Annotated in this window: 12 protein-coding genes; 3 read left to right on the top strand and 9 right to left on the bottom strand. The window is 36.1% G+C overall.

Annotated features, from left to right (window positions below; all coding sequences use genetic code 11):
• Positions 1–46 precede the first annotated feature (46 nt).
• On the top strand, positions 47–1,846 hold the full coding sequence (locus tag FA707_RS01525) for a M3 family oligoendopeptidase (protein ID WP_136952571.1): 1,800 nt from the start codon (positions 47–49) through the stop codon (positions 1,844–1,846).
• 93 nt (positions 1,847–1,939) lie between these two features.
• On the opposite strand, the gene FA707_RS01520 is transcribed toward FA707_RS01525, so the two are convergent.
• Positions 1,940–3,376, bottom strand: a complete 1,437-nt coding sequence (locus FA707_RS01520; protein WP_136952570.1) for a glycoside hydrolase family 1 protein — start codon at positions 3,374–3,376, stop codon at positions 1,940–1,942.
• 166 nt (positions 3,377–3,542) lie between these two features.
• On the opposite strand from FA707_RS01520, the gene FA707_RS01515 reads away from it, so the two are divergent.
• Positions 3,543–4,298 carry an AAC(3) family N-acetyltransferase gene (locus tag FA707_RS01515; protein ID WP_136952569.1) on the top strand — a complete coding sequence of 252 codons (756 nt, stop codon included), beginning with the start codon at positions 3,543–3,545 and terminating at the stop codon, positions 4,296–4,298.
• Between the two features lie 56 nt (positions 4,299–4,354).
• Here FA707_RS01515 and FA707_RS01510 read toward each other — a convergent pair whose 3' ends face one another.
• From FA707_RS01510 to FA707_RS01475, 8 genes are all read right to left on the bottom strand, one after another.
• Positions 4,355–5,224 (bottom strand): class II fructose-bisphosphate aldolase, encoded by an 870-nt coding sequence (locus FA707_RS01510; protein ID WP_136952568.1) that lies wholly within the window; start codon positions 5,222–5,224, stop codon positions 4,355–4,357.
• A 169-nt stretch (positions 5,225–5,393) separates the two neighbouring features.
• Positions 5,394–6,371 carry a tagatose-bisphosphate aldolase gene (gene lacD, locus FA707_RS01505; RefSeq protein WP_136952567.1) on the bottom strand — a complete coding sequence of 326 codons (978 nt, stop codon included), beginning with the start codon at positions 6,369–6,371 and terminating at the stop codon, positions 5,394–5,396.
• 16 nt (positions 6,372–6,387) lie between these two features.
• The gene (locus FA707_RS01500) at positions 6,388–7,551 is read right to left on the bottom strand and encodes an SIS domain-containing protein (RefSeq protein ID WP_136952566.1); all 1,164 of its coding nucleotides are present in this window, start codon (positions 7,549–7,551) and stop codon (positions 6,388–6,390) included.
• 39 nt (positions 7,552–7,590) lie between these two features.
• Positions 7,591–7,995: a PTS sugar transporter subunit IIA gene (locus FA707_RS01495; RefSeq protein ID WP_136952565.1), complete on the bottom strand. Its 405-nt coding sequence runs from the start codon at positions 7,993–7,995 to the stop codon at positions 7,591–7,593.
• 216 nt (positions 7,996–8,211) lie between these two features.
• The gene (locus tag FA707_RS01490) at positions 8,212–9,012 is read right to left on the bottom strand and encodes a PTS system mannose/fructose/sorbose family transporter subunit IID (RefSeq protein ID WP_136952564.1); all 801 of its coding nucleotides are present in this window, start codon (positions 9,010–9,012) and stop codon (positions 8,212–8,214) included.
• On the bottom strand, positions 9,002–9,922 hold the full coding sequence (locus FA707_RS01485; protein WP_136952563.1) for a PTS mannose/fructose/sorbose/N-acetylgalactosamine transporter subunit IIC: 921 nt from the start codon (positions 9,920–9,922) through the stop codon (positions 9,002–9,004). The genes FA707_RS01490 and FA707_RS01485 overlap by 11 nt, the downstream gene beginning before the upstream one ends.
• Positions 9,922–10,422, bottom strand: coding sequence for a PTS sugar transporter subunit IIB (locus FA707_RS01480; protein WP_136952562.1), 501 nt, complete (start codon positions 10,420–10,422; stop codon positions 9,922–9,924). The genes FA707_RS01485 and FA707_RS01480 overlap by 1 nt, the downstream gene beginning before the upstream one ends.
• Complete coding sequence (locus FA707_RS01475; protein ID WP_136952561.1) at positions 10,422–12,206, bottom strand: glycoside hydrolase family 35 protein; 1,785 nt, start codon at positions 12,204–12,206, stop codon at positions 10,422–10,424. The genes FA707_RS01480 and FA707_RS01475 overlap by 1 nt, the downstream gene beginning before the upstream one ends.
• Before the next feature lie 133 nt (positions 12,207–12,339).
• Between FA707_RS01475 and agaR the strand changes: the two genes are divergently transcribed.
• The gene (agaR, locus tag FA707_RS01470) at positions 12,340–13,053 is read left to right on the top strand and encodes a transcriptional regulator AgaR (RefSeq protein WP_136952560.1); all 714 of its coding nucleotides are present in this window, start codon (positions 12,340–12,342) and stop codon (positions 13,051–13,053) included.
• Positions 13,054–13,088: the final 35 nt, after the last annotated feature.

Here is a 13,088-nt window from a genome sequence, read left to right as displayed (position 1 = left end):
ATCGTTTCTTGCATTATAATTATCTTAATACGAAAGGAGTGTTAGTATGACATATGCTATTAATTGGGATTTAGAATCAATTTTTCCAGGAGGTTCTTCATCACCACAGCTACAAGCACGTTTAGACAAACTTAACACACAAATCACATCTTTTACAGAATTAGTCGAAACATGGGATATTCATCAAGATGCCCCAACGTTTAACGAATTAACTAACGTCATCGCAACGATTGACGAGATCAGCAAGGGTTTTTCGCAAACTGGCAGTTTCATTAATGCCATCCAATCTGCTGACGTTCACGATAAAAAAGCTGGCACGCTTTTTGGAAGCCTTCAACAATTAAGCGCGACATTCCAAAATGCTTACAATACCTTTATGGAAAAAGTTTCAAACTTAACCGATGACGAATGGACAACACTAGAAGCAAGTCCCTTAGCCAACCAACAAGGGCTTTTATTTAACTTGGCTGAAGTTCGTGAAAAAGGAAAAAAATTATTGTCTAAACCAGAAGAAAAAATCATTAACCAATTATCAATCGATGGTTTCAATGCTTGGAGTTCACATTACGATACAATCGTCGCAAGTATTATCATTGATTATAAAGGCGAAAAATTATCAGCCGGTCAAGCCTTCAACCGTATGATGGGCGATAACGACGCAAGCGTTCGTGCCGAATTATTTGAGCTGTGGGAAAAAACTTGGGCCGAAAAAGCACCACTTTTCGCTGACACTCTAAACCACTTACAAGGGTTCCGTTTAGCTAATTATGAATTACATAACACAACTGACTTCTTAGAAACACCATTAAAATATAATCGCATGCAAAAAGAAACACTAGACATGATGTGGCAAGTGATTACCGAAAACAAACAACTATTCATCGACTTTTTAACACGCAAAGCCCAACTATTCGGTAAAGAAAAAATGGAGTGGCAAGATCAAGATGCGCCTATCGTCTTAGGGGATTTAGAAGAAACACGTTATACGTTTGATGATGCCGCTGAGTTTATTATCGAAAACTTTGCTAAATTTAGTCCTAAAATGGCTGACTTTGCCCAAATGGCATTTGAAAAGAGCTGGATTGAAGCTGAAGACCGTCCTGGCAAACGTCCTGGTGGTTACTGTACTGGTTTAGCTGAAAGCCAAGAATCACGTATTTTCATGACATACGGCGGTTCTATTAATGAAGTGGCAACCTTGGCCCATGAATTAGGTCATGCTTATCATAGCCATGTTATGTGGGATTTACCAGGTATGAGCCAAGATTATGCGATGAATGTAGCTGAAACAGCTAGTACCTTTGCCGAGTTAATCGTTGCTGACGCTACCTTAAAACAAGCACAATCTGATTTAGAAAAAATCAATTTATTAGATGTAAAAATGCAAAATGCGATTGCGATGTTTATGAATATTCATGCTCGTTTTATTTTTGAGAACAATTTCCATGAAGCGCGTCAATCGCACGTGTTATCTGATGAAGAAATCACGCAATTAATGTTGGATGCGCAAAAAGAATCTTACCAAGACTCATTAGCTTCTTACCACCCACATTTCTGGGCAAGCAAATTACATTTCTATATTGATGATGTACCATTTTATAACTTCCCTTATACATTCGGTTACTTATTCAGCCTAGGTATCTACGCGTACGCCCAACAATCTGAAGGCAACTTTGAGGAAGATTACATCGCCCTACTACGTGATACTGCTTCAATGACTACTGAAGAATTAGCACAAAAACACTTAAATGTTGATTTAACCGAACCAGACTTCTGGCAAAATGGTATCAATATCTTGAAAGCTGATATTGAGGAGTTTATGAGTTTGACTGAGAAGTATATTTAATCTGTTTAAAACAAGTCGCTACAAGTTTAGCGGCTTGTTTTTTCACAAAGAAACGTGTAGAAGTCTTAGCCTTCTACACGTTTAATTTATTTATTATAACTCTTCTCCATTAGTTGCAATCACGTTTTGATACCAATAATAACTATCTTTTTTATAACGTGTTAAACTACCATTTTGCGTTTCATCTTGGTCAACATAGACAAAACCATAACGTTTTTGATAGCCATTTAACCAACTTAATAAGTCAGTGTATGACCATGTGCAGTATCCTAACACTGTTACACCATCTGTGATTGCCTCTTGAATCGCTTTAACGTGACTACTTAAGTAAGCAATGCGGTAATCATCATGAATTTCATTTGTTTCAGTAATTTTGTCGTATTCTCCTAAACCATTTTCCGTAATTAAAATTGGCATACGATAACGGCTTGTCATACGACGTAGCGCGACACGTAAACCTTGCGGGTCAATTTCCCAATCCCAGTTTGTACGGTCGATAAATGGATTAGCGACTTTCTTAGAAACACCAGGCATTCCAGTTTCTTCACTTGAGCCTTTTTTACCACTTGTATTCATTTTACCCATGCCAACACCATCTAATGGATTGAAAACATGTGTCGCTGTTTGATAGTAGTTAACGCCTAAGAAGTCAGGTTTCCCTTCTTTTAATAACTCCATATCACCTGGTTCAATCGTTGGTGCGATGCCTTGTTCTTTCAAATAGTTCATCGCAAAGATTGGATACTCACCCCATGCATAAACATCTAGCCAAAAATTCGCCATAATATCTTCGGTATCTTCAGCTGCCAGTACATTCATTGGGTTACTATCAAATGAATAGTTTGGTGTATAGGCAAAACTTGGACCGATTTGACCTGGCATATTCATTTCATGGAATTTTTTAATGACTGATGCATTCGCTAAATTGGCAATATGATTCGCTTCATACATACGTTTAGGATCAATAACTGCTGGTGGGTGAACGGCCATTAAGTAACCTAACTGAATAAAAATATTTTGTTCATTCAAGCTAATCCAATACTTTACTTTACCACGGAATGTTTCAAATAAAACTGACGCGTAGTTGACGAAATCATCAATCACTTTACGAGATTCCCATCCCATATATTCATCTTGCAAAGCTTGTGGTAAATCCCAATGATATAACGTCACTAACGGTTCAATACCATTCGCAATCAATTCATCTACTAAATTAATATAAAAATCTAAGCCAGCTTGATTGAGCTCACCACGGCCGTTAGGAAAAATACGTGTCCAAGCAATTGAAAAGCGATACGCTTTTAAACCTTGTTCTTTCATTAACGCGATGTCTTCTTTATAACGATGATAATGATCAACCGCTAACTCACCGTTTGTAGCTTTAAACGTTTTACCAGGAATTTTTACAAATTCATCCCAAACTGATGGCCCTTTACCATCCTCATTCCATGCGCCTTCTACTTGATACGCCGCTGATGCTGATCCCCACAAAAAGTCTTTAGGAAACGCTTTTAATTGTTTGTGTTCCATTTTTTCTCCTCCTATTAACTGATACTTTATAAATATAGTCTATACTTTTAAAGTTAAATGTGCAATCATTTTAACTATAAATTTAAAACGATTACATTTATCGTTTACAAATCAAACAGATTATGACTATAGTAGAGGTACTACATATACAGAAGGAGATTTATTAATGCGCTATCAACAACTCGTTAAAGATTTATCTCAACTAGGAATTAAAAAGTCTGACATTATTGTCGTACATTCTTCATTTAATGCTATCCGCGGAAAAAATAACTCACAAATCACACCATTAGACGTTATTAAAGCGTTACAGTGCACGGTCAGCGAAGGAACTTTGATGATTCCTACCTTAAGTTATGAAAGCGTTCGCCCTGAGGAACCTATTTTTAATTTAAACGAAACACCAGCTTGTATTGGTATTATTCCAGAAACAATGCGCCACGTTCCAAATACCTTTAGAAGCCTTCATCCTACACACAGCGTCACCATTTGGGGAAAAGATGCTGAGAAAATCGCCCAACAACATCAATATGATTTTTCACCAGTCGGGGCTAACTCGCCTTTTCGTGAGGTCAAACGACGCCAAGGAAAAATTGTAATGCTGGGTGCCCCACTAGCTCGTAACACGAGCCTGCATGGCGTAGAAGAAATGATTCAACCTGATTATTTATTTCGTAAACACGGAACATTTCGTTATGATGTCATTTTACCTGATAAAACGATTACGATTGATAGTTTACGTCATGACTTCAGCCAACATACACAACGCTATGACCGTGTCTTAGACTTACTATCACCTGATGAGTACCAATACGGAAAAGTTATAGACGCAGACTGTTATGTCATGGAAGCCGAAGCTGTTTGGGAAAAAGCTTTAGCAAAATTAAAAGAAGATATTTATTATTTTGTCGATAAAAAAGAATAAACAAAAACTCCCTGAAAAATTCAGGGAGTTTTTCATTATCCATTAATAAAGATAAATTAAGCTTTATCTTTTGAACCGAACCATTCGATACGTTGTTTAACTAATTCAACAACCGCTTCAGTTCCTGGAGCTAATAATTTACGAGGGTCAAAACCTTTACCTTCTAAGTCTTTACCTTCTTCGATGTATTTACGTGTTGCAGCTGCAAATACTTCTTGACATTCAGTGTTAACGTTGATTTTTGAAACGCCTAAAGAGATAGCTTTTTGAACTTGCTCTAAAGGAATACCTGAACCACCGTGTAATACTAATGGTAAGTTACCACCAGTGATTTCAGCGATTTCAGCTAAAGTTTCAAATGATAATCCAGTCCAGTTTTCTGGGTATGAACCGTGAATGTTACCAATACCTGCTGCTAAGAAGTCAATTCCTGTATCAGCCATTGCTTTACATTCTTGAGGATCAGCTAATTCACCAGAACCGATGATACCGTCTTCTTCCCCACCGATTGATCCAACTTCACATTCAACTGAAACGCCTTTAGCGTGAGCTTTCGCAACTACGTCTTTAGCTTGTTCAATGTTTGTGTCGAAGTCTAAATGAGAACCATCGTACATTACTGAAGTGTAACCAACTTCGATACATTTTAATGCATCTTCATATTCACCGTGGTCTAAGTGTAATGCAACAGGAACAGTGATTCCCATTGATTCGATTAAATCTTCCACCATGTGAACACATAATTGGTAGCCACCCATGTATTTAGCTGCACCCATAGATGTTTGGATCATAACTGGAGCGTTAGATTCTTGCGCACCTTGTAAGATTGCTTTTGTCCACTCTAAGTTGTTTGTGTTGAAAGCTCCTACTGCGTATTTACCTTCACGTGCTTTTTTCAACATTTCTGCTGCTGATACTAATGCCATTTGAAAATTCCTCCTAAATGGAAATTGATTTGGTTAAGCTTTTCACACTTAACTGACTCTTTCATTTTATCAGAAAATTACAGTAAATACTACCTATAAAAAAGCGAAAGCGTATTTTTAGTATACACTTCCACTTAGATTAGCTAACAATTCTATAATGTCTGAAATTTTATTCACGCCATGAAGTAGCTGTTTCGTTTAACACTTCGTTTAATGACACAATGTTGGCTTTACCTTGTGTTCTTAACCATTCACGAGTTGCGGTTTCTCCTTCTTTAACGAAGATTGCCACGCCATCTTTCCAAGTTGCTCGACCACATAATACGCCATTAAATGTTGAACCTGCTTCTTTAGCAAAACGTAACGTTTCTTGGAATAATTCCGCACTAACGCCCGCACTTAAGAAGATAAATGGTAAATCTGTTGATTCTGTTTGCTCTTTAAAAGCAGCTAAAGCTTCTTCACGAGTGTAAACAACTTCTCCTTCAGCATAGCCTTCTACAAATTTCATATTGACTGGTACTTCAACTTTTAAAACATCCACATTATAACGAGGTTTTGAAAACTCTTCCATCATCTTGTTAACCTTATGAGGTTTTACTTTTGCAAAAGCTGCACTTGCATTATCCTCATTAGTAGCATCATATGATAACAACTCTAAATAGAAGGGAATTTCTTCTGCTACACATTCCGAACCGATACGTTCAACAAATGCATGCTTACGTTCGTTAATTTCAGCCTGTTCATCTACATCATAGTATAATAGGAATTTAACAGCATCTGCGCCTGCTTCTTTAATACGTTTAGCCGACATATTTGTGATTAAATCCGGAAAACGTCCCGCTTCGGTAGCATCATAACCTGTTTGCTCATATGCTAATAATAACCCTGCTTCTTCTGCTCGTACCTCCGAAGCGGGTAATCCGTACTCAGGATCCAATAAGATTGAGCTTGCAAAAGGGGTTAATTCTTCTGATACTAATTTTTTAAATTCAATCGCAGCTTGTTCAACATCACCTTCATATCCTTCAGCTGCTAACATTTTACGTAGAGCACCACGTTGGTCAATTGCTAAAGCAGCAATAACTCCTGCTTCGGTTGACAAATTATCCATATGTTTTCTTTGAGCTTCTGTTAAATTTTTCATCTTTCTTCCCTCTTATCTATTTATTTAATTCGTGAATGATAACGCCTTGAACAACACGGTTTACAGTCCCTGTTGGAGATGGTGTATCTGGCTTATTCTCAACCTTTACTGATGTTAATAAAGCAAACGTCTGAGCAATTACAATATATGGTAAAGCAAGATACGCATCCGGTAACAATTGTTCACTCTCGATTATCATCGATTGACCTGAATACGTGGTCGTATTTTGCGCAATTCCCACTGTAGCAACAGCGATTTCATTCCCTTTAATTTCTTCTAAAATATCCACATCATATTGTGCTGTGTAAGCATCATTGCTAATGAAAGTAAATACTAGCGTTTTTTCATCAACAAATGATTTAGGTCCATGTCGAAAACCTAACGAAGAATCGAATGCTGTCGTCACTTGACCTGCAGTTAATTCTAATAATTTTAATTGCGCTTCACGCGTTAACCCAGACAACGCACCTGACCCTAGATAAACCACACGATTAAACTCTAAATCAACTAACGATTTAATTTCATTTTCAAGTTTAATCCCTTGTTCACCCATGGCACTCATTTGCTCAACCATTTCGGCTTTATTGGTATGTGTATCATCAAAAACTAATAAGCTTGCTAAAGTCATACACGTGAAACTTCCTGTCATCGCAAAGCCTTTATCATTTGATAAAGCTGGCATTAACATCACAAACGCTTTGTCATCTTGAGCACCGGATTGAGCTAATTGTCCTTCTGGAGCACATGTAATGATTAAGTGTCGTAAGTTTTTCACCACTTGATTCGCAATATCAACCGTCGCTACACTTTCCGGACTATTCCCACTTCTTGCAAACGACACTAAAATAGTTGGCTCTTCAGGTTTTAAATAATCGTAAGGAGCTGCTACAATATCAGTTGTTGGAATCGCTTCAAAAATAAAACGCTCGTTATCCCCATAGCGAACTAAATGCGGTTTAACAACATCCCCCACATAAGCTGAGGTCCCGGCACCAGTAAAAACAACTCGCACCTTCTGTTGTGACTCTTTTGCAAAGTCATTAATAAATTTATTAATTTCCTCTTGATTTTTTTGATAAATATCAAAAGTTTCTTGCCATAATTTAGGCTGCTGTTCAATCTCTCTTGTCGTGATGAGTGCTCCTAAGTCTGTCAATTCTTCATCTGTTTTAAAAAACATATTAACCCCTCCTTGAAAAATTTTATTTGATTAATTATTTTATTTACTAAAATCTAAACTGGAATAAATACTATCTTTCGAAGAATTAATCACTTTTTCAAGAATTATTTCAGTTTTCATTTCTGACATATTTAAACTGATTGCCTCTATTAACATTGCCAAATTGGTACCACCCACTACATAAATTCCAGAACTTTCCATATGCAATAACATCGATTGATTAAATGGTGTGCCACCCTTTAAATCAGTAAAAACAATTATTTCTTGATTGTTTTCTAAAGAAGTATTAACTGATTGCTTAAGATTATTAGAAAAACTTTCTAAAGGTTCTTCCCCTATAAAAGGAATTTCTTTTATTTTTTCTTGTTCACCCATAATCATCTCAACTGCATGCTTCATCCCCTGTGCAAAATTACCGTGTCCTGTTATAATGATATCCGCCATCTCTTACTCCTTCTATACAATTAAAATCTAGCTATTTATTAAAAACTTTAAAATAGCAATCCTCTTCTCCGCCACAATGATACCTAGTTGAAAGAGACCTCCTTATTTATACGATCTCATTCATTTATAAAAAAAACAAAGTTAAATGGTACTCAGGTTAATTTCACCATAAAGGTTACTAATTTCTGAGTACCATCTTCATATGAAATGACTACGTTATTTTGAAATGACACCTAGGGCAGATAAAGCAACTGATACCACTAGGACAATGAAAATAGCAATAGTCGATGTCATATTTTTCTTACCTAACATCCAATAAACCACACCAACAATCATCGCTGGAAATAACCTTGGTAAAATCATATCTAAATTATTCTGAACATTTATGGTTAAATCTCCTATTTGTGGAGCCCAAGAAACCTTAACATTGATCATTGTTGCAATCAGCGCACCCACCATGAAAACACCTAGTAAAGTAGCAGCATCTGTCAACGCAGACAACTTGTGTTGCATTGTTGTGACTAATGTCACACCTTCACGATAAGATAACTCTAACATTTTCCAACGTAGTACCATCACGCCTATTGATGCAGCTAACCATAGAATACAACCTAACGGGTTCCCTTCAATCGCCATGTTAGCTGCAAGAGCACCTAAAATAGTAGGTAATAATGAACCAAAAATAGAATCACCAATGGCTGCAAAAGGACCCATTAAACCAACTTTCAATCCTTGAACCGTTTCCTTACCTCGAACCCCTTCTTTTTCTTCAATAGCTAAATCAATCCCTGTAACTAGCGTATTCACAAAGTTACTGGTATTAAAAACTTGCGTGTGCATTTTCATCATTTCTTTTAGTTCTTTAGTGCCATCCCCATACATTTTTCTTAATTGGGGTAAAATAGTATATAAGTAACCTGAGCCTTGCATTCTTTCATAGTTCCAACCAAATTGGAAAGCAATCAAGCTTCGACGATTAATTTGCTTAAAGTCTTTTTTCTCTAATTTATAGCTCATCTTCCAAAATCTCTCCTTCTTCTTGTTTTGTTACCACGTTATTTCCTAATACTTCTTCTCGAACAACGCTACTACCCGTTGTTGTAAGATCAGCACCTGAACGTTTGTATTGTAACAATGCAATTGCAAAACCAATTAAAGCAATCGCTAGCATTGGTAAACTGATGAAATTACCTGTGAATCCTTCGACTAAACCTGCCATGTTCCCACCAATTAATTGTACATTACCAAATACGGTCGTTAATAATGCCGTTACAACGAAACCTAGAATTAAATAAGCAAAGTGTTTTTTCACCGGTAAGTATCGTAATAAAATCGCAAAACCGACTGCTGGTAATACAGCACCTGCTACTGATAAACCATCACCTAACCATTTTAAATCGCCATTTAAAACTGTTACGATTTTATCTACCACTTCACCACCAAAAGTTAAAGCTAAGAAAACAGGTAATGCACGAGATAAGAACCATGACATTGACCCCATTAAATAATTTCTTTCAATTCCTCGGTAGTCCATTTCTTCAACTTTTGCGTCAATTCTATGAGCAAAGAAAGTGTTACAGAATCTTCCTAAAATATCCATTTGAATCATTAAACTTGCTACAGGCACTGCAATTGCTGCTAAAGCTTGTTCAGGTTCCATCCCTAATCCAACTGAAAAAGCCGTTGCTAAAACAGTCCCTGAGTTTGCATCAATTTTAGAGGCGCCTCCAAACGTTCCAACCCCTAAAACAGTTAACTGCATACTTCCACCAATTAATAATCCAGCACCAACATCCCCCATAATTAGTCCGGAAATTAAACCTGCCCAAACCGGTTGCGCCAGCGAACTCCAAATTCCTAAATCATCAAGAATTTGATACCCTGCATAAAGTGTCAATAACAAAATTTGCCAAAGTGCGATTGTCATTAGTTGTTACCCTCCTTATTAAATTTTTTCATTATTTCTAAAAATGATTCTTCCTTTGTACCTGGTACCATTTGAGCGGTTAGCTTAACGCCTTGTTGTGCTAGCTCTTGGAACACCTCATAGTCTTCTCCTGTGATATTAATTGAATTTGTCATGGCTTGTGTTTGATCATTTTTTGACATATTCCCAACATTTAATGCGTCTAATTTCACACCATTGTTGACTAACTCCGCAAAAGCTTGTGGGCCTTTAGCTAAAATAAACAAGCGTTGGTTGCCATAACGTCCTCCTACTAGCTGTTCCGCTGCACGTTGAGGTGATAAAACACTCAATTTAACGCCCATTGGTGTTGCTAAACGTAGACCACTTTTTTCAATATCACTATTGGCTACTTTTTCATCAATTACAATCACGCGCTCAACTTGTAATTTAGGAATCCATAAATTTGCTACTTGCCCATGGACTAACCTACCATCAATTCTTGTTCCCACAATATTCATTACACATTCTCCTTCATTTCTTTATAAATTGGTCGTTCAACCAATTGAATCTCCTCGGCATACTTGCCTTCTGTTTCAAAAATAATTAAATCATTATGACCTTGTTTCAAATAATGTTTCGGTATATATAAACTTTGCATTGGACTTGTTTCCCAGAATCTGCCAATATTTACACCATTTACTAACACAATTCCTTTACCAAATTTGGAAACATCAAGAAACGTGTCTTCGATAGTTGTCAATTCACAATTATATCGATAAAAAGCTGGTTGATTAGCTTGCCATTCTCCTGAAAAGTCGATAAAATCACTCGTTTCAAAATCTAAAGAATAATGTTCCCAATCTAACATGAAATGCAAATCAGACATCACACCTTGTCTTAGCCCTTTACGTTGCGTTTCTGTCAATAATTTATGACCATAGTTGACGCGTCCCATGTTTTCAATTAAGACATCGACCGTATTCATTTCTTCCGTAATCAACACTTCAATGTCTTCTCCAATTTCTTCTTGATACTGTGTACTAATCAATTGCTCATTCAAGAAAAATTGAGCACGGTCTCGTCCGTCGATTATTCTGAATTTTTCCTGATCAGTATCTTTACGGTAAGTTGTACGGTAAAGAACATAACCAGAGTGTTGCTCAAGTTTTTCCATCGTAAGAGGATAAGCATTCGTTTGTTTTTTAGGTATGCTCTCTAAAGTGTTAAATAAACTTACTTTCTCTTTAAGGTTCATCCCCGCATGTTTCATCGTTGCTTTAATTTTAGGTGATAATTGCTTCGTCTCTGGGAATGTTTCTTTTATCATTTGTTGCATAGCATAATATTTTTCAGTTGGATTCCCTTGTTCGTCTAGTGGTGCTCCATAATCGTAAGAAGTAATTTGTGGTAAATCTTTTGGACCACGAGCTGAACAGCCATTCATAAACCCAAAATTGGTTCCACCATGAAACATATAAAGATTAATACTTCCTAGTAGCATAACCTCTTTCATAGACGCTACTAATTCATCCACTTCGCGAGTCACAATTGGCTCATGGTAACGGTTGAACCAACCATCCCAAAATTCCATACACATTAACGGCCAATTTTTACCGTGTGATTCGTGGAAAGCTTTCAAATTCGAAAAATTCTCTTCACCTTTAGAACCAAAATTACCTGTTGGCAAAATATCGTCTTCAATCATACTACCTGCTTGTAATGTCGCTTCCCAAGCTCCATCAGAGGTAAATAATGGTACTTCTACACCATTTTCAAGCATCAAATGTTTTATCTTACGCAAGTACTCTTTATCTCCCCCAAATGAACCGTATTCATTTTCTATCTGCATCATAATGATTGGGCCATTTTGGGTAATTTGTAAAGGCGTTAGTATCTTAAATAATTCATGATAGTAATCGCCCACATGTTTTAGATAACTTTCATCACGAGAACGAATACGCATTTCTTTATCATTCAACAACCAATACGGCAAACCTCCAAATTCCCATTCTGCACAAATATAAGGAGACGGGCGAACAATGACTAGTAAATCCAAGGATTCAGCTAGTCGAATAAACTTTTCCAAATCCAAAATCCCTGAAAAATCAAATTCACCTTTCTTCTTTTCATGCATATTCCATGGGACATAGGTTTCCACGGTGTTAAATCCTAGTGCTTTCAAATTATATAATGAATGATACCAATCATCCGGGTGAATTCTAAAATAATGAATAGCACCAGACCAGATTTTGAGTGGTTCCCCGTTTAAATAAAACTCTTCTTTGATTTCAAATTTTTTCATAACTTCTCCTTATAAAACGTTTACACTTAATATATTAACATATTATTATATTATGATAGCGATGTCAACATTTCTTTTTTCGTTAATTTAGGTTACTATATTATTTAAAGAGATGAATAATGAGGATGATAAAATGAGAACCCCAAAATACCTAAAAATCAAAGAAGATTTGCTAAAAGAGATTAACTCTGGAAAATTTGTGAGCGGTGATAAATTTTATAGTGAAAAAGAATTAATTGAAAAATATTCTGTGAGTTCTATTACAGTGATCCGTGCGATTCAGGAGTTAACTACCGAAGGATATTTAATTCGTATTCAAGGAAAAGGCACTTATATTTCCAGATCAAGAAAAAGAAAATTAGTTGAATTTTCAGATATTGAACTATTCCCATCTAAAAATGATAAGGTCCAAGTATTAGAAATAACACCCGAACACAACCAAGAAATATTAAATAAACTAAACCTAAAAGCTGATCAAACCTACTACAGAATCACTCGTTTGCGTTGTGATAAAGATACTCCTTATTTTTTACAAAATACTTATTTACCTGAAAAATATATCAATAAAAATAAGATAAACGACTTAAACTACTTCCAAAGTGTCTATCATCGTCTAAAAAAAGACTTCAATCTTAATATGTTAGACCAGGATAGTACAGAGATTAACGAGATTGCCATGACACCTCCAAAGCTTGTAAATGCTTTATTGGAATTACCGGAAAATACGCCTGTCGTTAAACAAGAAAAAATTACTTGTTTACAAGAAAGTGACGAGGTCATCGAATTAGTACAATCTTACAAAAAATTAGAATATTTCAAAATTGAATTCTCAAATGTTCATTTGTAATTGCGTTTTCCTAAACTAATTGTCGTTCAAATCAA

Source organism: Vagococcus zengguangii (assembly GCF_005145005.1).
Taxonomy (GTDB): domain Bacteria; phylum Bacillota; class Bacilli; order Lactobacillales; family Vagococcaceae; genus Vagococcus_A; species Vagococcus_A zengguangii.
The sequence above is the reverse complement of the archived record's forward strand: the minus strand, read 5'-3'. Positions and strand labels throughout refer to the sequence as shown.

Bases quoted from the DNA above. Each gene is read 5' to 3' on its own strand.
- FA707_RS01525 (WP_136952571.1), top strand. From the start codon at position 47: ATGACATATGCTATTAATTGGGATTTAGAATCAATTTTTCCAGGAGGT.
- FA707_RS01520 (WP_136952570.1), bottom strand. From the start codon at position 3,376: ATGGAACACAAACAATTAAAAGCGTTTCCTAAAGACTTTTTGTGGGGA.
- FA707_RS01515 (WP_136952569.1), top strand. From the start codon at position 3,543: ATGCGCTATCAACAACTCGTTAAAGATTTATCTCAACTAGGAATTAAA.
- FA707_RS01510 (WP_136952568.1), bottom strand. From the start codon at position 5,224: ATGGCATTAGTATCAGCAGCAGAAATGTTGAAAAAAGCACGTGAAGGT.
- lacD (WP_136952567.1), bottom strand. From the start codon at position 6,371: ATGAAAAATTTAACAGAAGCTCAAAGAAAACATATGGATAATTTGTCA.
- FA707_RS01500 (WP_136952566.1), bottom strand. From the start codon at position 7,551: ATGTTTTTTAAAACAGATGAAGAATTGACAGACTTAGGAGCACTCATC.
- FA707_RS01495 (WP_136952565.1), bottom strand. From the start codon at position 7,995: ATGGCGGATATCATTATAACAGGACACGGTAATTTTGCACAGGGGATG.
- FA707_RS01490 (WP_136952564.1), bottom strand. From the start codon at position 9,012: ATGAGCTATAAATTAGAGAAAAAAGACTTTAAGCAAATTAATCGTCGA.
- FA707_RS01485 (WP_136952563.1), bottom strand. From the start codon at position 9,922: ATGACAATCGCACTTTGGCAAATTTTGTTATTGACACTTTATGCAGGG.
- FA707_RS01480 (WP_136952562.1), bottom strand. From the start codon at position 10,422: ATGAATATTGTGGGAACAAGAATTGATGGTAGGTTAGTCCATGGGCAA.
- FA707_RS01475 (WP_136952561.1), bottom strand. From the start codon at position 12,206: ATGAAAAAATTTGAAATCAAAGAAGAGTTTTATTTAAACGGGGAACCA.
- agaR (WP_136952560.1), top strand. From the start codon at position 12,340: ATGAGAACCCCAAAATACCTAAAAATCAAAGAAGATTTGCTAAAAGAG.